The 22128-nt window shown below is 63.6% G+C and carries 20 protein-coding genes; 8 read left to right on the top strand and 12 right to left on the bottom strand.

Translation table 11 applies throughout. The annotated features are described in order from the left end of the window. The first annotated feature begins 2 nt into the window (after positions 1–2). From C0V74_RS00175 to C0V74_RS00155, 5 genes are all read left to right on the top strand, one after another. Positions 3–275 carry a hypothetical protein gene (locus C0V74_RS00175; RefSeq protein ID WP_143250149.1) on the top strand — a complete coding sequence of 91 codons (273 nt, stop codon included), beginning with the start codon at positions 3–5 and terminating at the stop codon, positions 273–275. A 163-nt stretch (positions 276–438) separates the two neighbouring features. Continuing rightward, positions 439–777, top strand: coding sequence for a hypothetical protein (locus C0V74_RS00170; RefSeq protein WP_143250148.1), 339 nt, complete (start codon positions 439–441; stop codon positions 775–777). A gap of 14 nt (positions 778–791) precedes the next feature. Next, entirely contained in the window at positions 792–1763 is a 972-nt protein-coding gene (locus tag C0V74_RS00165) for a rhodanese-related sulfurtransferase (RefSeq protein ID WP_210413420.1), read from the top strand. Continuing rightward, entirely contained in the window at positions 1756–2373 is a 618-nt protein-coding gene (locus C0V74_RS00160) for a glutathione S-transferase (RefSeq protein WP_143250146.1), read from the top strand. The genes C0V74_RS00165 and C0V74_RS00160 overlap by 8 nt, the downstream gene beginning before the upstream one ends. Beyond that, positions 2370–2846 carry a GreA/GreB family elongation factor gene (locus C0V74_RS00155; RefSeq protein WP_143250145.1) on the top strand — a complete coding sequence of 159 codons (477 nt, stop codon included), beginning with the start codon at positions 2370–2372 and terminating at the stop codon, positions 2844–2846. The genes C0V74_RS00160 and C0V74_RS00155 overlap by 4 nt, the downstream gene beginning before the upstream one ends. 114 nt (positions 2847–2960) lie before the next feature. On the opposite strand, the gene C0V74_RS00150 is transcribed toward C0V74_RS00155, so the two are convergent. Beyond that, the gene (locus C0V74_RS00150; RefSeq protein ID WP_143250144.1) at positions 2961–4481 is read right to left on the bottom strand and encodes an MFS transporter; all 1521 of its coding nucleotides are present in this window, start codon (positions 4479–4481) and stop codon (positions 2961–2963) included. Between the two features lie 323 nt (positions 4482–4804). Next, entirely contained in the window at positions 4805–8005 is a 3201-nt protein-coding gene (locus C0V74_RS00145; protein ID WP_168194114.1) for a TonB-dependent receptor, read from the bottom strand. 257 nt (positions 8006–8262) lie between these two features. Here C0V74_RS00145 and C0V74_RS00140 point away from each other — a divergent pair, with 257 nt between their 5' ends. Further along, a complete protein-coding gene (locus C0V74_RS00140; RefSeq protein ID WP_143250142.1) occupies positions 8263–9201 on the top strand; it encodes a DUF5996 family protein in 939 nt (312 codons plus the stop codon). Positions 9202–9301: 100 nt separating this feature from the next. Here C0V74_RS00140 and C0V74_RS00135 read toward each other — a convergent pair whose 3' ends face one another. The 9 genes from C0V74_RS00135 to C0V74_RS00095 all read right to left on the bottom strand — a co-directional run bounded on the left by C0V74_RS00135 (position 9302) and on the right by C0V74_RS00095 (position 18451). Beyond that, positions 9302–10819 carry a PH domain-containing protein gene (locus tag C0V74_RS00135; protein WP_143250141.1) on the bottom strand — a complete coding sequence of 506 codons (1518 nt, stop codon included), beginning with the start codon at positions 10817–10819 and terminating at the stop codon, positions 9302–9304. Further along, positions 10816–11328 (bottom strand): PH domain-containing protein, encoded by a 513-nt coding sequence (locus tag C0V74_RS00130; protein WP_143250140.1) that lies wholly within the window; start codon positions 11326–11328, stop codon positions 10816–10818. Before C0V74_RS00130 ends, C0V74_RS00135 begins: the two co-directional genes overlap by 4 nt. Positions 11329–11536: 208 nt before the next feature. Continuing rightward, entirely contained in the window at positions 11537–12802 is a 1266-nt protein-coding gene (gene chrA / locus C0V74_RS00125) for a chromate efflux transporter (RefSeq protein ID WP_143250139.1), read from the bottom strand. 145 nt (positions 12803–12947) lie between these two features. Next, a complete protein-coding gene (locus tag C0V74_RS00120) occupies positions 12948–13724 on the bottom strand; it encodes a sulfite exporter TauE/SafE family protein (RefSeq protein ID WP_143250138.1) in 777 nt (258 codons plus the stop codon). A 22-nt stretch (positions 13725–13746) separates the two neighbouring features. Further along, complete coding sequence (locus tag C0V74_RS00115) at positions 13747–16221, bottom strand: TonB-dependent receptor (RefSeq protein WP_246844894.1); 2475 nt, start codon at positions 16219–16221, stop codon at positions 13747–13749. A 129-nt stretch (positions 16222–16350) separates the two neighbouring features. Further along, a complete protein-coding gene (locus C0V74_RS00110; protein ID WP_143250137.1) occupies positions 16351–16512 on the bottom strand; it encodes a DUF2292 domain-containing protein in 162 nt (53 codons plus the stop codon). 116 nt (positions 16513–16628) lie between these two features. Continuing rightward, positions 16629–17069, bottom strand: coding sequence for an Rrf2 family transcriptional regulator (locus tag C0V74_RS00105; RefSeq protein WP_143250136.1), 441 nt, complete (start codon positions 17067–17069; stop codon positions 16629–16631). 94 nt (positions 17070–17163) lie between these two features. Then, positions 17164–17526 (bottom strand): lasso peptide biosynthesis B2 protein, encoded by a 363-nt coding sequence (locus C0V74_RS00100; RefSeq protein ID WP_143250135.1) that lies wholly within the window; start codon positions 17524–17526, stop codon positions 17164–17166. After that, a complete protein-coding gene (locus C0V74_RS00095) occupies positions 17426–18451 on the bottom strand; it encodes a winged helix-turn-helix domain-containing protein (RefSeq protein WP_143250134.1) in 1026 nt (341 codons plus the stop codon). Before C0V74_RS00095 ends, C0V74_RS00100 begins: the two co-directional genes overlap by 101 nt. A gap of 720 nt (positions 18452–19171) precedes the next feature. Between C0V74_RS00095 and C0V74_RS00090 the strand changes: the two genes are divergently transcribed. Further along, the gene (locus tag C0V74_RS00090; protein ID WP_210413419.1) at positions 19172–20587 is read left to right on the top strand and encodes an ATP-binding protein; all 1416 of its coding nucleotides are present in this window, start codon (positions 19172–19174) and stop codon (positions 20585–20587) included. Here C0V74_RS00090 and C0V74_RS00085 read toward each other — a convergent pair. After that, the gene (locus tag C0V74_RS00085) at positions 20584–21399 is read right to left on the bottom strand and encodes a DUF2569 domain-containing protein (RefSeq protein WP_143250132.1); all 816 of its coding nucleotides are present in this window, start codon (positions 21397–21399) and stop codon (positions 20584–20586) included. The genes C0V74_RS00090 and C0V74_RS00085 overlap by 4 nt on opposite strands. Before the next feature lie 439 nt (positions 21400–21838). On the opposite strand from C0V74_RS00085, the gene C0V74_RS13055 reads away from it, so the two are divergent. Further along, positions 21839–22072 (top strand): Flp family type IVb pilin, encoded by a 234-nt coding sequence (locus C0V74_RS13055; RefSeq protein ID WP_246844893.1) that lies wholly within the window; start codon positions 21839–21841, stop codon positions 22070–22072. Positions 22073–22128: the final 56 nt, after the last annotated feature.

Genomic DNA, 22128 nt, shown 5'->3' with positions numbered 1-22128 from the left:
GAATGCTGAGTGGTCCGCTCTTGTGGGCGGCGCAGTTCTTCGGCGCGTATATCATCGCCAGCATTTTTCCCGGGACCGAAATAGCGCGATGGCTGGTCGGTTTGCTGACGATTGCCTGTGGCGGAGCGACTGGGTTCCTCCTGATCAACCTGCTCAGACAACCGCGAACGGGCGCCGACGCGTTCGACACCTGGGTGTCTGGTATCGCCGGGATGGGGCAGGCGGTCGCAATCGTGGCCATCGCTTATCAGGGTTTGCCCGCCCTGCTATCGTGACCAACTGGCCTGGGACCACGCGCGACGTGTTTTGGACATGTCGCCTTGTGTAAGAGACGCCACCTTAGAAGCAGACTTTCGGGCCGCAGGCACATAAGGGACCCGCACTGCTCCGAACTCGGTTCGTGTTGAACCCCCAGAAGAAGACCGGTGAACGACCCATATGGCCCGCAAGCATCCCAAACATGGCCCTTATGAGGACCACGCACAGGAGGATGACCAGGTACCCTCGGTCGCACCGTGCTGGCTGTGCGGGCGCCCGCTGGGCAAGGCGATCGTCTGGCACCATCCCGTGCCCAAGAGCCGGGGCGGTCGCGACGTCGTGCCCATGCATCCCATTTGCCAGCAGACGCTGACCGCCAACTTCACCAATTCGGAGCTGCAGCGCCACGCCCTTGATGTCGACGCGATCCTCGCCGCCCCCAACATGCGCAAATTTGTGGACTGGGTGGCCAAGAAGGATCCGGATTTCAACGCCAGCCCATCCAAGAAGCAGCGTTGAGCGGGCCGACTGCCGTGCATACGAAACAGCCCTTCCCCACGATCCGCGTTGCCGCCCTCTACTGCTTTGCCCGGCTCGACGCGTCCAGCGCGCTGCGGAATGAGCTGGAAACGCTGTGCCGCGCGAAAGGGGTCAAGGGTACGCTGCTCCTGGCTTCCGAGGGAATCAACGGCACGATCGCCGGACCCGTGGAAGGCATCGACCGCGTGCTGGACCGCATCCGCAGCTGGCCCGGCTTCGCGGAAATGGAGGTCAAATTTTCCGCCGCCGCGATCATGCCGTTCCACCGCCTGAAGGTCCGCCTAAAGGCAGAAATCGTCACGATGGGACAGCCCGGAATCGATCCGGTGCGGGGCGCCGGAACCTATGTGGCGCCTGGCGACTGGAACGCCCTGATTGACGATCCCGATACGATCGTCATCGATACGCGCAATGCTTACGAAGTTGCGGTTGGCTCCTTTGCCGGCGCTGTCGATCCTGGCACTTCTTCCTTCCGCGAATTCCCCGAGTGGTTCCGCAATGAACGGGATCGCCTGCTCGGTTCCGGGAAGCAGCCCCGGGTGGCCATGTTCTGCACCGGGGGAATCCGCTGCGAAAAGGCGTCAGCATTCCTCAAGCGAGAGGGGGTCGACGAGGTCTTCCATCTCAAGGGCGGCGTCCTCGCCTACCTGGAGCATGTCCCGGCAACGGAAAGTCGCTGGCACGGCGAATGTTTCGTGTTCGATCAGCGGGTGGCGGTGGGACACGGACTTGCGCCGGGCACGCACAGCTTGTGCTTCGCCTGTCGCCGGCCGGTCGCTCCTGAAGACCTGGCTTCCCCCTTGTACGAGGCGGGGGCGAGTTGCCCGGCGTGCCATGAGGAACGGGACGAGCAGCAGAGGGCGTCCTATCGGGAGCGGCATCGGCAGGAACAGCAGGCGGCCCGTCAGGGTCGGGCTCACGTCGGCGCTGTCTTGCGGAAACCGGAAGAAGGCCGCGATGGCTGAGCCGATCCTCTACAGCTTTCGCCGGTGTCCCTACGCCATCCGGGCACGGCTCGCTCTCGCTATCAGCGAGATGCCCTACACACTGCGCGAAGTGAAGCTTGCTCACAAGCCGGACGCCATGTTGGCTGCATCACCCAAGGGGACAGTTCCGGTGCTCGTGCTCGAAGACGGCACCGTCATCGACGAGAGCCTGTCGATCATGCACTGGGCGCTGGCGCGACATGATCCCGCCGGTTGGCTTGCACGCGACGATGCCGCGCTGATTGCGCGCATCGACGGCCCATTCAAGCATGCGCTGGATCGCTACAAATATCCCGACCGCTACGATTCCGATCCGCTCCCCCATCGTGATTGCGCGATGGATATTCTGTTTGAACTGGACGCTCGGCTCGCCCCCGCAGGGCAGCTGTGCGGACCGGAGCCCGGCCTTGCGGATGCAGCCATCATGCCCTTCGTCCGGCAGTTCGCGGCGGTCGACCGCGAGTGGTTCTTGGGCCAGCCGCTTCACCATCTGCACGCTTGGTTGGAGGAGCACATCGCCTCGCCCCTCTTTCAGACGGTCATGGTCCGCTCAGCGCCCTGGATACCCGAGGAAAGCGGTGTCCCATGAGCGTCGCATTCCGCCGGGATAGCGACGAAGAGCGCCTGGAGCCCAAGTTTGAGCTGCCCGTCCCGGCCGGTCCAAACTGGGTTACGGCGCGCGGCCTTGAGCTGATCGGGGAGACCGTCAGGCGTCTTCAGCAAGAGCTCGCGCTCGCCACCGAGGACGCAAAGATTGCCGCGATCAAGCGCGACCTGCGCTATTGGCAGGCGCGGCAAATCACCGCTGAAGTGCAGCCTCCAGCCAGCGGTGATAAAGTCGAATTCGGCGTCACCGCGCACCTGCTGATCCACGGAAGGTCAAAACACTTCGGGATCGTGGGCGACGATGAAGCCGACCCGGCGTCGGGGACGATTTCGTTCAAGGCACCGTTGGCGCAAGCGATCCTGGGGGCCGAGGTGGGGGACCTTCTGCCACTCGGGGACACCGATGACGCGATCGAGATCATCGCGATCGAAGTTGCACCAATAACGAGCGGCTAGCCACGAACTGAATTAGCCCCGTCACGAGGACCAGCGGACAGCCTCGGCCACGCTCGCCCAACCTCAAGCTCCTGGGCGAGAACTCGCGCCCGAAAGCCGTGCCGCTAGAGGACGTCAGCTCGCGGAATAGGCAACCATGTCGCGCTGCAATGTGCGACCCGCGAGGAGATAATGCAGCGCAGCCCAGCCATAACCGGCACAGAAGATGACGATCGACCACTGCAAACCGCGCGCCTCGGCGCTCGCGCAGGCATTGGCCGCTTGCAACTCCGCCCCGCCGAGCAGTGCCTTGGCGTCAGCCGACATCGAAAGTAGCGGCTTGCACGCCTCCAGGGTCAGGCCAAGGCCCGCGCCATCGAGAAACACCGTCTTCAGGAAAGTGGACAACACGCCGATCAACGGTGGTCCCAGACCATAGCCGAGCAAATTCACCACGAACAACGTGATCGCGACCGAGGTAGCGCGCATTCGGCTGTCAACCACCCCGCCCGATACCGCATACATCGGCCCGAGGTAGAAATAGTGAATCATGGCGGCGATCATCAACGCCGGGACCGCCAGCCACAGGTTCTCCATCAGGAAGCCGAAAGCATAGAGCGGGACCGAGGCAGCCATGCCGACTGCCGGTAGCCACGACAGCGAATTGGGATGCCGTTTGGCCATTTTGTCAGCCAGCCAGCCTGACGCGAACACGCCAATCGCAGCCATGATGCCCAGAACGATGCCGTAGAGCAGAGATGCTTCCTGGATCGACAAGCCGTGCGTGCGGAGCAGGAACGACGTGGTGAACTGCCCGACGCCATACCCCACGAACGATGCGAGCGTCGCGCCGAACACCACATGTCGGTAAGCCGGCTTCTTGCTGAGAACGGCCAGGGCGTCCTTGAAGCTGCTTTTTTCCAGCCCCTGCAGCGCGGCCGGATCAGTATAGCCGCGGGGCGGCTCCTTGATGGTGCGCCACACGATCAGCGATATCAGCAGCCCCGGCAGGCCGACCACCACGAATGCGATGCGCCAGCCTTCCACCTGCGACCAGTCGAGGTCGCCGAACAGAAATCCCAGGCCAACCGAATTGATCCAGGCGCCAAACTGCGCGCCTTCCAGGCCTGCCAACTGACCGCCGAAGATGGATGCCAACATGCCCCCCAGCGGCACACCCAGGGCATAGACCGACACGGCGGTCGCGCGGCTGGACGGCTTGAAGTAATCCGCGATCAGCGATTGAGCGGGCGGCGTGCATCCTGCTTCGCCGATGCTGACCCCGACCCTGAAGAGGAACAGCATCATGAACGAAATGGCAAAGCCGCACAGCGCGGTGAACAGGCTCCAGACGGCGGTCGCGAGCGCGATGATGATCACGCGGTTATACCGCTCCGCGCCGCGCGCGATCGGAATACCGATGAAGGTGTATAACACCGCGAAAGCCGGACCGCCGAGCAACCCCATCTGCCAGTCTTCCAGACCGAAGGTGAGCTTGATCGGTTCAGTCAGGATGTTGACGATCGTGCGATCGATGAAGTTGAAGATATAGACGATCAGCAATGCACTGAGCACGTACGCGCGATAGCTTGCCGAGCCGAAGCCCTCAGACGCGGGAACCGCATTCGCCGGCGCGTTCATGGTCGTTTCGGCCATCTATCTTCCCAAGCAGTTCCGTCGATGCCGATCGTGAATTGGACCCTGTCCCGGCATCGCAGATTTATGTCGTTGGCGGCATCCTCTGAGAATTCGCATCAGAGGTAAAGCCCATCTGTCGCAATACGTGCTTTGCCAACAGAGGACGGGGCTACGCATTCCACTCACTGGTGGCCGGCCTTACCGAACCGGACCCGCCCATCAAGTTTCCATGGTGCCCCAAAAGCAGAGGGCCCCGCCACCGGCAGAGCCCTCCGTATGCTTGGATTTTACCACCTGGCCCCTTTGGCCAATCGGCCGAGCCCAGGCAGACTGGATATGACCTAGAACCCTTGAGACACCGAGATCTTGGCAGTGAAGCCGAGCGGGCTCGCGGTGAACGGATCGTAGTTCTGGTCGAGGCGAGCGAACGGCGGTTCCTCGTCCAGGATGTTCTGCAGGGCCACGGCAATGGTCGTGCGCGTGGGCAGGACGACCCTGTAAGTGGCATCGACCGTCGTGAACGCCCCGATCTCCTTGCCGGTGGTCACCGAAGCTCCTGCCAGTGCGCCGGTGTTCGGTCCGAAAATCGAAGCGCCGCGCTGGTCGGTATAACCGTCGATGTAGTTCACCTGCAGCCGCAGCGAATGATCGCCGAAGTCGCCCTGGAGGTACGCATTGCCCTTCCACTCCGGCAGGGGATAGGCGGTCGTCTGGTAATTCAGCAGGCCCACCGCATCGAAGGCGGGCTGCACCAGGATGCCCTCCACAAACACGTCGTTGGTCTTGTACTCGATGACGTAGGTACCCGCGACGCCAGCGCTGATGGCCCCGTCACCGCCGAACGGAAGATTGTAGGACGCCTGGAAATCAATTCCCGAAGTCCGCAGGCCGGCACTGTTGACGATCTGCGTCCGCAACCGCTGCACGTTGGCAATGGCGCAACCCTGTCCGGTGAAGGTGAAGCGATCGCGCAACGCGGCGTAGGCCGCGTTGTTGCAGTTGTCCGCTCCCGTCGTTCCGAACAGGGCGTTGAGGATACCCTGCACCGGTTCGCCTTCGATCTGGTCATTCACGTCGTAACGGAAGTAATCGACGCTGGCGTTGAACCGATCAGTGTCGATCAGCACGCCCGCGTTGTAGGTCGTCGCCGATTCCGGAGTCAGGTTGGGATTGCCGCCCACGTCGACCGCACGGAAGGAAGAACCGATGATCTGCAGCGAGGTTAGGTTGCCGCCCAGCTGCTGCGCCGGCGGTCCACGAAACGTGGTACCAATGCCGCCGCGAATGGCCAGCCAATCGGTCAGCTCGAACTTGGCGCGCGCCTGCGGATCGAAGGTCGATCCAACATTGCCGCCGTAATCCTCAAACCGGGCGGCCAACTGCACCTGCAGCCGGTCGAAGATCGGCAACTGAAGTTCGGCAAAAGCCGCCTTTACGTCGCCGGTCGAACGGCCGGGCCGGTTGGTGCCAAGGAAGCCCAAGGCACCGGTCTGCTGCGCGCACACCGCGTTAGGATCGAGCGGCGAGCCCGGGCAAGGGAAGAAGTCGAGATTGCTGACCGCGTTGTAGTCGCTGCTGTACCAGTTTTTCCGGTACTGCGCGCCGATAGCGAACCCGATCTCTCCGCCCGGCAGGGAGATGCCGCTCTGCCCCGACAGAACCGCATCGGCCACGAATAGACGAGTCACCGCGCGCGTGCCGGTGCTCTGGAAGAAGTTGTCGAACGTGGCGACGTCATTGATCAGGCCCGCGCCCGGGGTCGTAGACAGCCCGTTGGTCGGGCGAGCGCCGGCGTAGTTGGGATTGACGTCCCCGGTGACCGGGTTCCCCTGCACCGCGGTCGAAAACGGATTGAAGAACGTACACCCGTTTGTGCCGGCGAGCGCCGCCTGCTGCGCCGCGGTCAGACCGACCCGCGACTGAGCGGACGCATAGGCGCAATTGGGCCCGCCGAAGCCTGCCAGCGCGTTCTGCAAGAGGTCGCCGAAGGTGTCGGTACCGCCGAAGAAGCGGTCATATTCACTGTAGGTGGCAGTGGTGGTCAGGTCGAAGCGATCGCTCAGCCGGGTGCGGAATTCCGCGCTGACCATCACCTGATCCGACCTGCGGGGCGAGATCGCGGAGCCGCGATCATTCTGGCCCAGAGGATTTCCGCCGAGCAGCGCAGGGCGGAACAGCACCGGAAACGCGATCGCCGGTGCGAGCGGCGCGCCCGTGGCACTGGTCAAGCAGCCGGCCGCCGCTCCGTAAGTGGCGCAGTAATCGCGCAAGGCGGGGGCATAGGTCGGAATCACGAACACGCCGAGACCAGCGGCCTGGGCAGGCGTCAGGGTGCCAGCCGGCACGGCAGTCAGGCCGTTGGCTGCGTAAGCCGATGGCGGCAGCGTGGGGAGATACGTCGGCGAAGTGGTGATCTGGGTTTCGGAGTGACCCCACAGCGCGTTGAAGCGCAGCGTGCTGCTTTCGCCGACATCGAATTCCAGATCGGCGAAGATCTGGAAACGCTCCTCCGGCTCGACCAGATTGCCGAACAGTCCGTACTGGTTAAAGCAGCGGTCTGTCGGCACGTTGCCAGTGGCCGAGGGCGTGAATGAGCCGGGCAGGCTGCGGAAGCCGCCCAGATCCTCGCAACCCAGGTCGCGGATGAAGTTGGCATTGCCGAAGTTTCGACCGCTGACCGGATCGATGAACGGCACCCCGGTGCTATTGAAGTCAAAGTTGCCGGGATTGCCACCGCCAGTGTAACCGCCTTGCGGATTCACCGGGTACGGCTGGATCACGAAATCGCGGTCGTTGGTCTCCAGCTCCGAACGGCGCTGGTAGCCGGCCGACAGGAACAGGCGCAGGCCATCGACTTCCGTGCCGTAGCTGATGGCGCCGCCATAGTCGCCCTTCGACCCCTTGATATATCGATAATCGCCCGACACCAGGAACCCGTCCTGATTGGTCTTGGTGATGAAGTTGACCACGCCGCCGATCGCATCGGATCCGTAGGTAGCGGCAGCGCCGTCCTTCAGCACCTCGATCCGGCCAATCGCCGCGGCCGGGATCAGGTTGACGTCGACGATGGGGATACCGCTGCCGCCCGACTGGACGATGCGCTTGCCGTTCAACAGGACCAGGGTGCGCTGCGGACCGAGGCCGCGCAGGTTGACCGAAGCCACGCCCTCGTTGCCCTGCGCGCGCGCGTCGAACTGATTGGCGTCGCCGATGATGCCGTTTGATGTGGGCAGGTTCTTGAGCAGATCGATCACGCTCGGCGAACCTTGCTTGGCAAGCTCTTCGCTGCTGATGACATCGATCGGCACCGGCGCCTGTTCACTGGACCCACGGATCAGCGTGCCGGTGACAACGATCTCGCGACCCGTCTGCTCTTCGGTGATCGGATCGTTCGCCGGAGTGGACTGCGAAATCTCGGGAGTGGCAGCCGGGCGGGTTTCACCGCTGTCCTGAGTGCCGACCTGGGCCAGTACCGGCTGCGCCAATGTAGCGATGCAAAGCCCCGCACAGGCGCACGAGTGACGTAGAGTCCATTTGGTCATCGATCTCTCCCATTTACCGGCATTCTCACGTAACCGCGGACACCGTTGTCCCGAATTCATGCTATTGTGAGAACGAAGTCAAGCGGCATCCCTCCTGTCGCACTGGACCGGGGATTGATCGGGACTTTGTGTGTCACGAATGCACGCGTTAGAACGAGCACCGGGACTATCATTAAGGTACCGGCCAGAAGGCCACCGTCTCATGCGGGCGCTGCCAAGGTGGTCGTATTCACCGGAACGAGCCGAGGAGCAGCACATTGACCGACTCCGCTGAGTGGCCTTCCATTCCCTTCGAACCCTGGAAGGACACCTGTGCAGCTTTGCACCTTTATGCGCAGATCGTTGGCAAGTATCGGCTCGCTCACACGCCGTGGGTCAATCATTCCTGGCACGCGACCCTCTACGTCAATGCTGACGGACTGACGACCGGACTGATCCCCGATGGTCCGGGCGTTACCGTCCAGTTCGATCTTCAGCGCCAGCGGCTCATCGCCTCCTGTGCAACCGGAAAAAGCAGCGCATTTGCGTTGGAGCCGATGACGGTCGCCGAGTTCGATGCAAGGTTCAAGACGGCCATCAGCACGGTTGGCGGCTCGCCCAGCTATCACGGCTGCCCGAATGAACTGCCGGAGGTCATTCCGTTCGCCGATGACACCGCCGCGAGGCTGTGGGATGCCGAAGCGGTCTCCAGGTTCCACCGTGCGCTGGTGCGGATAGATGCGGTCTTCAACGAATTCCGCACCGGTTTCCTCGGCAAAGTCAGCCCGGTCCACTTGTTCTGGGGAAGCTTTGATCTGGCCGTGACACGCTTTTCCGGCCGGGCCGCGCCGTTGCACCCGGGCGGCATCCCCAACCTGCCCGATACGGTGACGCAGGAAGCCTACAGCCACGAGGTCAGTTCCGCCGGCTTCTGGCCCGGCGGGGGCGGTATCGACGAACCATGCTTCTATTCCTACGCCTATCCCTCGCCCGCCGACTTTTCGGGCCAGCCGGTGAGACCTGGAGGCGCACGGTTCGACAACGATCTGGGCGAGTTCATTCTGCCGTACGAAGCAGTCCGCTCCGCGCCGGACCCCCGAGCCGCATTGCTGGAGTTCCTGCACGCGACGTATGATGCGGCGGCGATGCTGGCCGGGTGGGACAAGAACCTGACCTGCGCACTTGGCCAGAAAGGCGTCCCTCGTATTGTCAGATGATCGTACGCCCTCGGGCGCTAAACGCGATTCACGACACGTCGCGTCTTCGATCGGGAACGAGTGAGCGGCTACGCGTGGGACGTGAGAGCTCCCGTGTTGGCTATGCCTGATTGAGCTGAGAGAAATCGCTCTCGCCGGCGCTTTCCAGAACCGCGCGTCGCAGAGTGTCGACGCGATCCCTGGAGACGCCCGCGATAGACATGGTCCCCCCGGCTACACCCAGGTGAACGGTGCCATACCCGTGCAGGCGCCCCAGCGGTCCCTGGCGAAATTCAAACGATTGCAGCTTTGCACGTGGTGCGATCGTTAGTCGGGGCGCGAGCCAGCCTCGTCGCGCCATGATCTGGCTCCGGTCCATGGCATAACCGCTGTGCCGCCAGCTTAACCAGCGTTCTCCTAAGAGAGCTGTGCTAAGGGCGACCGCTGCCACACTCAGAAGCGGGATGCCCACCGCGAGCGCCCACGCCATGCCGGCGGGGGCTAGCGCCGCTGCCAGCACCATGCCGTCGCGCCGATAGAGCGGCGACTGACGCTCCCAGCGCGTCGCTTCATCAGGTTCATTAAAGCCGGCAATCCGGGCGATGCGCCAAAGCTCCTCAAGCCGTCCGAATGGGGCCACGACGTGGCTCTCGGAGCCAGCATCTTGCGCCAAGCTGAGGAATGTCAGCGCATGCCACCCGAACCGGCGGCGCAGGACGCCGGTGCTGAGCCGCATGGCCTGCACCCGGTGTGTTGGCATGACCACATCGGTCCGCGTCAGCAGCCCGCGCCGCCGCCGGAGGCCGCGCTCGGTGTGTTCGAGTAGAAAACCCCACTCCCGCAGCGACGTGCGCGTGAGGCCAGTCATGAAACCGACGATGATGAGCGACAGGAGGGCGAGCATCGCGGCGACCACCTGAAGCGTTCGGCCCAATCCCGATAACCAAGCGCCTTCCTCGGCCACCCGCTCTTGCCAACCGCGCCAGTCCCACATGTCGAACGGCAGCAGGAAATCGAACTGTTGCGTGACGCCGAAGAGCACCGCGATGGCCGCCAGCGAGAATTCAAACAGGCCGAAGATCAGTATCCGGCGCGGGCCCATCGTGAAAAGGACCGTGGATTGCTCGGCCGGCGCTGCGGGTGCCGTCCCGCCAACGGGACCAGGCGGCATGCGCGGATCCTTGCGCGCACGGACAACCTTGCGAAGAGCCTCTCCGTCACTGGCCTTGAGGTAGGCAAGCGACACATCCTCATGGCCGCCGGTGCCTGTGTCGAACGTGACCTTCACCAGGCCCAACACCCGCGCCAGTGGTCCTTGTTCGAGATTGATGTCGTGAATGCGGGCGTAAGGAACTGCCCGGGATGCGCGTGACAGCAGCCCGCTATCCACCCGCAGGTCATCGTCCCCGACCGTGAAGGTCAGGCGCCGCCATTTGAGAGCGGCTGTCCCGATGGTCAGAGCCAGCAACGCGAGAATGGCGGCGATGCCGATCCACAGGATCGTCGTCTCGTCCCGCGTGACGAACAGGAGCGCCGCGAGGCCGGCGAGCGAATTCCGCAATCCGGAAATCGCCGACAGTACGATCCCGATCGGAGCGGTTCTTCGGGGCGCCGCGGATGCGGCGGCTGTGCCGGTCACCGCGTCTCGCGCTCGATATGCGAGCGGATCGCCTGGCGCATGGCAGTCGCGTCGTGGTAACCAAGGCCCGGCAGGTGGACCGATGCGTTGTGGGTCCCCGCGGTGTGGACCGTCAGCGTGGCAAGACCAAAGAGGCGCTCCAGCGGGCCTTGCCTGACATCGATGTGCTGCACCCGGCCGAACGGGACGGTGGTGTCGCTCCGCACCCAGAGCCCGCGCACGATCCGCAGGCGATTGCCCTCGACCGAGTAGCCGGTCGCACGGAACCGTCGGAGTGGCACCCGCGCAATCAGCACCGCCGCCACCACGAGCACTCCAATCAGACCTACCCCGCGCGGCAATAAACCCGTTGTCTCCAGCACGATTGCTCCGACGATGGCCGGCGCAACCGCAAGCGCAGTCTGGAGACGCAGGACCTTCAGGTGATGGGCGTGCAGCGCGGTAAGCGAGCTATCGACTTCGACGTCTTGATCGTTTTCGTCGCGAACGTCGGGAAGAACCTGCTCCATGTGTTATATATCGACAACACAGTCGGTCCGATCAAGGCCATTCTGGCACCGGGAGCAAACCGCTTGCGTGAAGCGGCACCCGGAATTTCAGCTCCCAGCCGGAGAAATGCTCGGACTATCCCGACCGCTAACGCAGCCCCTTCGTCCCCGTTGTTTAGAAAACTGTGCCCGACAGCAACATTCCGCCCAGCGCCGCCGCGAGCAGGGTTTAAGGAATACTCCAGTTAAATCTGAAGACGACCACAAGCGCTCCGATGGCGAGCAGGGCGGCGCGCCAGTCGAACGTCGCGAGGTCCGGGACGTTGATCCGAAGCGGCCCCTCGGTAACCCTGAACACACGGGCGAACAGAACGTGCAGGGCGAACCACACTCCGAGATTCGCGATGACGCCCACCACGGCGGCCGTCACCGCGGCAAGCCCCCCTTTCAGCGCCGGCGCCCGCTGCATCCGGTCCATCCATGGCGCCATGGCGAAAATCCACAGGAAGCACGGTGCGAAAGTGACCCACGTTGTCAGACCTGCTGCGAGTGTGCCCGCGACGATCGGGCCGAAGGGTTCGGGTGCGCGAAACGCGGCCAGGAACCCCACGAACTGCGTGACCATGATCAGGGGACCGGGCGTCGTCTCGGCAAGCCCCAGCCCGTCGGCCATCTCGCCCCCGCTCAGCCAGCCGAGACCGGTCACCGCCTCCTGCGCCATGTATGCCAACACCGCGTAAGCGCCGCCGAACGTGACCACCGCCAGTTTGGAGAAGAACACCCCGATGTCCCACATCACGTGATCCGGACCGAGGTATGCCAACACGGCGGCCATGGGCGCCGCCCAGATCGCAAGCCATACCAGCACCGCCTTGATCGTCGCCCCCCAGGGAGCGGCCTCAGGCGTTTCGGAACACGGTGCGGGCTTTATCGCCAGAAGGTCCGGACGGGAGCGGCCAATCAGCGCTCCGATCGCCAGCGCGCCCAGCACCACTGCGGGGAACGGTGCATCGAACAGGAACAGGGCGGTGAACGCAGACACCGCAAGGACACGCTGCGCTCTCGTCTTTAGAGCCCGCCCGGCAATACGCAGAAGGGCCTGGGCGATGATCGCCAGGACCGCCGCCTTGATGCCAAGGAAGATCGCAGCGAACCAATCGAGGTCGGCAGCAAGCGCATAGAGGATCGACAGCGCAAGCATGACCAGCGCGCCTGGGATCACGAACAGGATGCCCGCGATCGCCCCGCCCTTCCACCCGTGGAACTTCCAGCCGATCCAGGTGGCGAGTTGTTGCGCTTCCGGGCCGGGGAGCAGGTGACACAGGTTGAGGGCCTGCAGATATTCTTCCTCGTCGACCCACTGCCGCTCCTCCACGATCTCGCGGTGCATCAGGGCGATTTGTCCCGCTGGTCCGCCAAAGGACAGGCAACCGATGCGCGCGGACACGCGGGTAAGCTCTCTCAGGGTGGGATGGTTCGGCGCTATCGTGTCCATGCTCGTCATACCTTCTGACCCCGCATGTGCAGGGACGTGAAGGCAACGCTTGGGCTCAGGGCCTGTCCGGGAGGTTGCTTGGTCCCGGTACGATGCAGATACGAACTTGCGCCTCCGCCGTCAAAAGACATTCGTGGCCGCCCCATCAGAAAATGGGCCATGCCTTTGCGATGCTGTAGACACTGGTGGCGATAAGTACGATCGACACCGCGAACAGCAGTAACTGCGGCCTGATCCGCTTGGCGAAGATTGCTCCGAAGGGGGCCGCTGCGACCCCGCCCAGGATCAGTCCCACCGCCGCGATGGTGAACGCTTCCAATCCGATCGTCAGCAGGAAGGTGATCGATACCGTCAGCGCGAGCAGGAACTCGGCAGAGTTGACCGTGCCGATGATCCGGCGCGGCTCGCCTCCCTGGATCAGCAGGTTGGATGTCACCACGGGTCCCCAGCCGCCACCTCCGGCCGCGTCAAGGAACCCGCCGACCAGGGCGAGCGGGCGCGTCGTCTTGGGATCCGCGAACACGGGCTCAAGGTTCATCCTGAAAGCGCGATACAGCAGGTAAAACCCGATCGCGGCGAGGTACGCCATCACGAACGGCCGGGCCGCAGACGCGTCGACGTTCGACAACAGATATGCCCCCAAAGTTCCGCCGGCGACGCCAAAAGGCACCAGCCGCTTGAACAGTCCCCAATCCACATTGCGATGCCAGATATGGCTCGCGCCGGACGCGCCGGTGGTGAACACCTCGACCAGATGGACGCTGGCCGAAGCAGCGGCCGGCGGCACTCCGATCGTCACCAGCAAGGTTTGGGAAATGACCCCGAACGCCATGCCGAGAGCGCCGTCGATGAGCTGGGCGACAAAGCCGATCGCGATGAACGGCAAGAGCCCCGCAAGCGTCCAGGTGGATAACTCAAGCAAGTGCGTATCTCCTCTCGAGAGGTCAAAACTGCGTTTGTATCGTAAGGCCGTAGGTGCGCGGATCGCCCAGGTTGCCGACGATCAGCCCGGTGTTCCCGCTCGGTACCTGGAGCTGCTCGAAATAGCGTTCACCAAAAGCGTTGCGGACCCACCCAAACAGATTGAACCCTTCCTCGCTGCGAAAGCCCAAGCGGAAGTTATGCAGCGAATAGCCATCGACCCAGGTGTAGGCGGAGGGCGTCGGGTTGGACGAAAAGTCGCTTCGATAGCTCCCGTCATAGCCGAGGTAAGCCTGGCCCGGCAGACCCAGCACCGTGGCGGGCAGATTGGCCTCGCCTCCAAACGAGAAGGACCATTTCGAAACGCCCGGTAAGCGCTGACCGGAGATATCGCAGTTGGCCGGACTGGTGCCCCCTGGCGTGCCGGGTTGACTGGGTGTCTGTCCGGGTCCTGCGACCGTGCCGCCGGACAGCTCCGGTGGGCAAGGCGCATCGACGAAATTACGATACTTTGCGTCGGTGTAAGCGCCGTTGACGTACAGGTTGAACCGCTCGCTGGGCCGCAGCGACAGGTCGATTTCAGCGCCCTGAGTGCGCACCGCCTCCGCGCTGGCAAGATAGCCGCGCAGCACGCCGAGTTGGCCGTTAGTGACGAGCGCCTGGTAATTGGCGATGTCGGTGCGGAACGCGGCGAGGTTGGCGGTAATCCGCCGGTCCCAGAACTGGCTTTTCAGCCCCGCCTCATAATGACGGACCGCCTCGGGATCGACGGTCCCGGCGGCCAGGATGGGGTTCCCCTGTGCGTCCGCTGGAACGCCGTTCAGGTTAACGCCGCCCGACTTGAAGGTTTTCGCATAGGTCGCATACGCCAGCACATCCGGGTTGAGTTCGTAGGCAACTGACAGATCGTAACCAATGTTCCAGTCACGATAAGCAACCTCGAACCGCTGCGGGGCGAGCACGCCGCGCTGCGCCACGATCCGTGGATCATTGCTGGCAAAAGTGACGAGTTGGCCAGCCCCGTTGGTCACGACCGAATCGTAAAGTCCGTCCTTCTTGTCGTAATTCAGCCGAACGCCGGGCGTGATCGTCAGTGCATCGGTGACATGCCAACTGGCCCGCCCGAACAGAGCCGCACTGACGTTGTCGAGCCGGATGTCGTTTTCCGCCCGCAGGCCATCAAGGACGGTCGGGTCATTGGCCAGCGCTCCCGATAATAGCCACCGGCTGGCCACCGGGCCCTGTTCCTGCAATCCCTGGGTGCGCACCTTCTGCTTGAAGCCAAACGCACCGAGCACGAAGTCGAGATCGCCCACCGTCCCGGCAAAGCGGAATTCCTGCGTCCACTGGTCCTGCTGCGAAGGATTGTTCGATTCGGTGGTCACCGGCAACCCGGTGAAGTCCCGATCATTCTCAGGTTTCCAGTCCCAGAACCGCCAGGCGGTCACCGAGGTGATCGTACCCGGGCCCACGTCCCAGTTTGCGCGGAGCGACACACCGCCAAGCTTGTTGCCCGCATTCAGACTGGCGTCGAGGTCGGTCAGCCGGTCGAACGGATCGGTGCTGACGGGGGCATAGTTCTGCGCCGCGGCCAATGCGGCAAACTGCCGCGCGAGTGGCCGTTGGGTGGCGCCGGTCCGCACGAACACCGTGCCGCAGCATTCGGGATCCTGCTTGCTGTAATCGCCGGCCAGCGTCAGGTCGATCGAGCTCGAAGGCTGCCAGAGGATTTGCCCGCGCAGGCCCAGATTGTCCTGTTCGTTGATCGGTCGCTGCGACGTCACGTTATAGATTGTTCCGTCGCGCCCGGTGCTCGAAATCGCCAGCCGCGCGGCAACCGTGTCGCTCAACGGACCGGAGACCGCTGCCTTCGCCTGTCGGAACCCGCGATTGCCGATCGACACCTCGGCGCGTCCTTCGAATTCAAAGGTGGGCTGGCGCGTGGTGATGTTGATAGCGCCCGCGGTGGTGTTCTTCCCGTAGAGCGTACCCTGCGGGCCGCGCAGCACCTCGATCTGCGCGACATCGAGAAAGTCGAACGTCGCCGAGGCGACCCGCGAGTTGTAAACGTCGTCGATATAGATGCCGACGCCCTGCTCGATCCCGTCGTTGGTCAGGCCGAAGGGCACGCCAATGCCGCGGATGTTGACAGCCGTGTTGCGCGGATTGGAACTGTAGAACTGCAAGGTCGGCGTAAGTTGTTGCAAACGGCCGACGTTGAAGCTGCCGGTGCTGTCGATGTGCTCCCCGCCCACGACGGAAACGGCAATCGGCACGTCCTGCGCCTGCTGCGAACGGCGGGTCGCGGTCACTACGATCGCGTCTTCGTCACGCGCGCCGGTGCCAGCCGACGATGGCGACTCTCCGACGTCGCTTGAGGGGGCAGCAAGGTCGTCCTGCGGATCGGTCGCTGCATCGGCATCTGTTTGTTGCCCCAATGCCGGAGTGGAAAGCATGCTCACGGCAACGCCGGCGAGCAACAGGCTGCGAATGGTCAAGATCGTGTTCCTCGTGATGGCCCGAACGATGCCTCACCGACAGCGGCGAGGTGTTCTTGTCTGGGGCACATCCGGAGGTCCGGTCTGGCCTGTGCGATTGTCTATCGCCGCCCGTCGGCGGCACAGGACTTAGGAGAAGCGGCGACGCTCGGTGACGTCCACTTGCATGAGCTTGCCGTCGTGCACGGTGAGTTGAACCACGCCATAGCTGAGCCGCTCGAGCGCCTCGGCCACGACGCGCAGATGCTCTGGAAGAAGGGCGGGATCGAAGCGCTCGGGAACTGCAGCCATGCTGTCTCTCCGTGGATTGCGGCACGCCGCGTGAGCAGCTCCCGTATTCTCAACTGAATTAGTTGACAATGATCTTGCGACGATGCGTGCAGAAATTCGGCATGAGCCGGAGCAAGCTAATCTTCGTCCACCAAGGTCGCGGGTACCGGATCGATCCTGTCGGACAGCCTGATGGCATCGAGAATTTCAGCGGTCTGGTCGCGGACCTTGAGCATCAGTGCCCGGGTGCGGCAGTCGCCCTCCTCGACGCAGTTGCGGCACTTCTCGTGCGCAAACCGGCTGGCGCAAGGGACCAGCGCGAGCGAACCGCGCATGACCCGGATCAAGTCGCCGTACGTAATGTCGATTGGCGACACGGCGAGCCAATAGCCCCCGTCTTTGCCGCGCTGCGAAGCGACGATGCCCAGACGGGAGAGTTCTGACAGGATCGTGGTCAGGAAGTTAGCGGGGATATTCTGCACTTCCGCAATCTCGCTCAACCGGATTGGACCCTGGCCGTGCCGATCGGTCAGATGCTGCATCGCCCGGATGGCGTAACGGGTTTTCTGGGAAAGCACCGCGGATAACTGCTCCTGCCAGAGGGCAACTTCAAGCCACACCAAGGTCCGCACGACCGCGCGATTGAGACAGGCAGCCGGAGGGATTGTAGAACTACGTCTTGGGGAAGCGCGCGAGTTCCGCAAATGCGTGGCGGTTGGCACACCCCACGACCGGCTGATCCCCCGAAAGCACCCAGACATGGGCAACGACCTTTTCGTCCATTCTGGCCACACCATAATGCAGCGTGGCTGAGTACCCCCCACGCCGCAGCAGCCACACCGCGACAAGCCCCTGCTCAAAGCATTTGGCGCGCAGCGGGGAGCGCGCGGCACAGCTTTCGATCACCCGCGCGATCCCGTTGGCCTGGTCCGGTTCAGCCGCGATGCAACCCGCCCCCGGCCGTGCCGCGAACCACGCGAGCCAGCGAAACGGCAACAGGGCCACGCCGATCGCGGCGATCAATAGAGCCAGCATTGTCTCGACAATCAGCAGCTGCTCGCCGGGCGACCGCCGGACGATCAACCAGTTCCCGCTGCGCCCGCTGACGAGCAGGATCCGGAGGCCGCATCGTGTAGATCATGATCGGCATGGTGAAGCCGCGTGCTCTCGCGTCCCGGGCAAGCTTGATCCCGGCCAGCCGATCCTCTCCTCGCCCGAGATCGGAAATGACCAGGTCATAGTGGTTGATCGCCAGGAGATGATCCGCCTCGGCTGAGGATGGCGCAAGGTGGACCGCCACCCGACGCGACCGGAGATACTGCACGTCCAGCGCATTGTTCTGCGGGTTGTCATCCACCCACAAGACCGTCCCGATCGCGTTGCGCGGGTCGTTGGTCAGCGGGGGAGCGCTGCGCACGGGAACGTGGAATAGCCCGCCACGGCTCCACTCGAGCGCCGCCCAGCCGAACAAACCGACCACCACGGCCAAAGCGGCCGCGAGCAGCATGTTGCGCCGGGATGTTCGCCGGGAAGATGGCGCTGTGTCATCCGCAAGCGCGTCGGAAGCCGCAGGCGTGGGCGCCGGGGTCGGCTCATGCGCGGGTGCCGGCTGCATCTCCGCGCATTCCAGGCGGTAGCCGATGCCATGCACCGTCACGATCACGAGACCGGACCCTGCAAGCAGAACGCGCAGCTTGCTGATGGCCTTGGCGATCGAGTTCTCGTGCACCACCCGCCCCGACCAGGCGCGGGCCATCAGCTCGTCCTTGCTGACGACGCGGCCACCTGCCTCGACCAACCCCCGCAACAGCGCGGCGGAGCGGTGATCGAGCACTGTCTGCTGATCCCCGATGGAAAGCCACTCTCCGTCCGGCGAGAACGCGACGTGGCCGCACTCCCACACGCCCGTCTGTTCGTCGCGGCGCAGGCGGGTGCAGGATCCGTGGCTCGCTATCGGCATCACCGATTGGGCCGAAGAGCGCGCGAAACGCGGGAAACGTTATGATGGGCCGTCATTTTGTGGGGAAGGAGGTACGCCCCTGCCGTCGCAGTATTACACCGCCGGCGGCGAGAAGTAGGAACTGCGCGGCGAGACCAGTTTTGCGATTCCAGTCCGCACCGCGTCTGCAACTTGTCGCTCCCTACAACAGCAGTTGATCCCCGCTCCCCAGCGGGCTTCTCGAGAACAATGCAAAAGCGGCGCTGATTTGTATAGTAATTTTCCGTCAGGCACGGCTGCATCGTTCCCGCCGATGACTTGCACTTCTGCCTTCTCCGCTCGCCCGTGTGTCTTACGCTATGATCCCCTGCGCTTAAAGGATCGAGCCTTGCTACGACTAAGCTCGCCTGATCTCTGATCTCGAATGCTCAGGAAAAATTCTTCCCGACAGCGTCAAGCATGAACAAAGCCGCTGCACCGGCTGGCTTCCATTCTCATTTTGTGGTCAGTTCCACTTCTGAGCGCGTTCGATCATGCGTTGTAGGGGGAATACTGGTGGGGGAAACTGGTAGGCAGCCGCTCGGTCATATCTTCGGCACCGACGGTCGCGTAGCGACCTGCAGGTTCGGGTTGGGAGCCTGGGGCGATCAAGGCGATGGTGACGACCAGACCGCGAAGAACCGGTCGGTAGGCGCGATTGTCCGCATCGACGTGCGCGGAACGCCGGTCTTCGGAACCATAGTGAGCCTGCACACCGATCCCGCCGATGGCACCAAGCTGATCGCCGAATGCGAATACATCGGCGAAGGCACCCTCGGCACGATCGACTCCCTGACCGGCTTCCGCCGCGGCGTCGTCAATTTTCCGCAACCGGGCGACCCGGTCCGCATGGCCACCGAAAGCGAGTTGGCGACCATTTTCGCCCCTCCCGCTGCGGCGCATATCAGCATTGGCACGGTGTTCCCGACAAAGGGCGTGCGCGCGCCGGTGCTGTTCGACCAGTTGCTCGGCCGGCACTTCGCGATCGTGGGATCGAGTGGCTCGGGGAAGTCTACCTCGGTGGCGCTCATGCTCCACCGGATCGTCGATGAAATCGGCGGGGGGCATGTCGTGGTCCTGGACCCGCACGGCGAGTATGCGCGAGCCTTCGGCGACCGCGCGCAGGTGTGGGACGTCGACAACCTCGTGGTGCCATACTGGGCGCTCAATCTGGAGGAGCACTGCGACGTGTTCGTCGCGGCCGAGGGCGACGAGCGGACGATCGATACCAACATCATGGCCAAGGCGCTGCAGCGGGCGCGGATGCGCAACATCCAGGCGCTCGATCCGGGACGGATCACCGCCGATACCCCGATATCCTACCAGTACGAAGACCTGATCGAGGCGCTGGAGAGCGAAGCCGGCCGGCTTGAGCGCATCGCCGAGGCGAGCCGATATACCCACCTGCGCTTGACCATCGAGCAGTTCTTCAACGATCGCCGCTTTCGCTTCATGTTCGCGGCCGAGCACGCTTCGTCCTCGATCGAGCAACTGCTGGGCGATCTGCTGCGCATCCCCAATGCCGGCAAGCCGATCTCCATCGTCAACCTGGCCGGCGTGCCGACCGAGGTGGTCAACGTCGTCGTCGCCACTCTGGCACGGCTGACGCTCGACTACGCGATCTGGGCGCCGCGCCAGGAGCAGGCGCCCGTGCTGCTGGTGTGCGAGGAGGCGCACCGTTATTTGCCGCACGCCCCGTCCGAGGCGACACGGTCGGTCCGTCGGCAGCTCGAGCGGATCGCGCGCGAAGGGCGCAAGTACGGCGTATGCCTGGGCCTTGTCAGCCAGCGCCCGTCGGAACTCTCCAGCACCGCGCTGTCGCAGTGCGGCACCATCATGTCGCTGCGGCTCAACAACCAGGCGGACCAGGGGCATCTCATCGCCGCGCTGACCGAAGGCGCGCGCAGCATCGCCGGGGCGGTCGGCGCGCTGCGCAACCGTGAATGCATCATCAGCGGCGAAGGGGTGCCGTTGCCGATGCGGGTGATGATCGACACGCTGGAGCCGGCGAAGCGCCCGGCGTCGGATGATCCCTCGTTCAGCGAGAAATGGGGCGACGACCGGGCTGACCGCGATACGCTGGGCGCGGTCATGCGCCGCTGGCGAGCGGAGCGCTAGCCGGAAGCACGCCCCGGCAGGGGGACGGTGGCCGGCAGGCGGTGGCGGTAGGTCACGTTCACCCGGTCCGACAGCAGCAGATAGGGCAGCCACACGAAGGCGCTGATCAGCACCTTGTGGATGTTGCCCTGGAGAAGGGTGCCGAGCGGCGCGGCGACCTCTCCCGGCAAGCCGGGGATCGCGCCCAGGCTGCGCGAGATGAACAGCTGAAAGGCGATGTCGAGCAGCCAGATGAAGCCCATCATGCGCGGAAACAGCGGAACGCTGCGCAGGGCCATCGCGAAACACGCCATGTAGAGGAAGCTCATCACCGCGACATTGGCCGCCATCAGCACGAACATGGTCTCCGCCCATCGCGGGGCGCTGGCGCTCAGCGCGGGAACGGCGAGGAGGAATTCCCCGCTCCGCATAACGACATTCAGCAACAGGCCGATCAGCAGCGATGCCATGAAGCCGGCCGGCCCGAACAGCGGGTGGCGGCGTGCGTCCTCCGCGCTCAGGAACCGCCAGCGGCCCGGGATCGGCAGGTGGAGACGCGAGGCTCGCACCATTCGTGCGCTCGGATAAGCCGCGGCGGCGAGTGAATATCCCGCCAGCGGGGCCAGCGCGATGACGGTATAGCACGCGAGGATCTGCGCCAGCTCACCGAGCGTCCCCGGCGCGGGGGAAGCGATCACGCGCAGGCACGCGAACATCATGAAAACGCCGGTCCAGGCGAGGCACAACGCCGGTGCCAAACGGGCGAGCGCGGGCGGGATTCGCTCGCTGCGGCGGCGCACTGATGCGGTGTAGCGGCGCCAGAAACCGGTCATCTCACCTCATTAGTTTTTGAGCACTTTGAAGGTAACGATCGCACCCCCCGACTCGGGCAACCGCGTTAACTCTTTTATCCCCAAAAAGCGCGCACGAATCGCCGGATTCCCCCCTTTCGGAGCGTGATGGATTCGCACCACCCGGATTACATTAACCCATCTGATTAATATTAGAAAGCCTTAGCGCACTGATTTTCAACGTTAATTTTGTGCTAACGCTTTTAGTTTGACCCGGTTCCCTCAAAATACGAAAATAGTGTCGGTTTCGAAGGATGGTGTGGTGATCGGGCAAAGCCTGGCCTCGCCGTAGAAAACAACGATACCGGGTCCGAACATTAAACCAGCCTTTGGACTGGCCAGCCGGAAATAGATGCCGGGGCCATGACAGGAAACGTGCGCCTTATCATGACCCCGGCGCCAATTTGATGGGAATGTGACCATGAAGACTTTTCTCAAGAGCTTTATCGCTGACGAATCCGGCGCCTCGGCTGCCGAATACGCCCTGATCATCGCCATCGTCGGCGTCGGCATCGGTGCCGCTGCTCTCGTGCTCGGCAACAACGTGACCAACGCGATCGGCACCGCAGCCAACGACGTCCACAACTGCAACAATAGCACGGGCAAGACCGGCGCCACGTCCGAAACCTGGTCCACTGCCGATACCTGCGCCTAATCACATAACCGGCTGCGACGTAGTCGCAGCCGGTTATCATCTTGTTTGGGGGGCAA

This window comes from Altererythrobacter sp. TH136, assembly GCF_007065885.1.
GTDB lineage: Bacteria > Pseudomonadota > Alphaproteobacteria > Sphingomonadales > Sphingomonadaceae > Tsuneonella.
The sequence above is the reverse complement of the archived record's forward strand: the minus strand, read 5'-3'. Positions and strand labels throughout refer to the sequence as shown.

What these genes read in the sequence shown, in the direction of transcription:
- C0V74_RS00155 (WP_143250145.1), top strand. Translation starts at nt 2,370, where the DNA reads ATGAGCGTCGCATTCCGCCGGGATAGCGACGAAGAGCGCCTGGAGCCC.
- C0V74_RS00160 (WP_143250146.1), top strand. Translation starts at nt 1,756, where the DNA reads ATGGCTGAGCCGATCCTCTACAGCTTTCGCCGGTGTCCCTACGCCATC.
- C0V74_RS00170 (WP_143250148.1), top strand. Translation starts at nt 439, where the DNA reads ATGGCCCGCAAGCATCCCAAACATGGCCCTTATGAGGACCACGCACAG.
- C0V74_RS00130 (WP_143250140.1), bottom strand. Translation starts at nt 11,328, where the DNA reads ATGGAGCAGGTTCTTCCCGACGTTCGCGACGAAAACGATCAAGACGTC.
- C0V74_RS00150 (WP_143250144.1), bottom strand. Translation starts at nt 4,481, where the DNA reads ATGGCCGAAACGACCATGAACGCGCCGGCGAATGCGGTTCCCGCGTCT.
- chrA (WP_143250139.1), bottom strand. Translation starts at nt 12,802, where the DNA reads ATGGACACGATAGCGCCGAACCATCCCACCCTGAGAGAGCTTACCCGC.
- C0V74_RS00085 (WP_143250132.1), bottom strand. Translation starts at nt 21,399, where the DNA reads ATGACCGGTTTCTGGCGCCGCTACACCGCATCAGTGCGCCGCCGCAGC.
- C0V74_RS00110 (WP_143250137.1), bottom strand. Translation starts at nt 16,512, where the DNA reads ATGGCTGCAGTTCCCGAGCGCTTCGATCCCGCCCTTCTTCCAGAGCAT.
- C0V74_RS00100 (WP_143250135.1), bottom strand. Translation starts at nt 17,526, where the DNA reads ATGCTGGCTCTATTGATCGCCGCGATCGGCGTGGCCCTGTTGCCGTTT.
- C0V74_RS00145 (WP_168194114.1), bottom strand. Translation starts at nt 8,005, where the DNA reads ATGACCAAATGGACTCTACGTCACTCGTGCGCCTGTGCGGGGCTTTGC.
- C0V74_RS00175 (WP_143250149.1), top strand. Translation starts at nt 3, where the DNA reads ATGCTGAGTGGTCCGCTCTTGTGGGCGGCGCAGTTCTTCGGCGCGTAT.
- C0V74_RS13055 (WP_246844893.1), top strand. Translation starts at nt 21,839, where the DNA reads ATGAAGACTTTTCTCAAGAGCTTTATCGCTGACGAATCCGGCGCCTCG.
- C0V74_RS00095 (WP_143250134.1), bottom strand. Translation starts at nt 18,451, where the DNA reads ATGCCGATAGCGAGCCACGGATCCTGCACCCGCCTGCGCCGCGACGAA.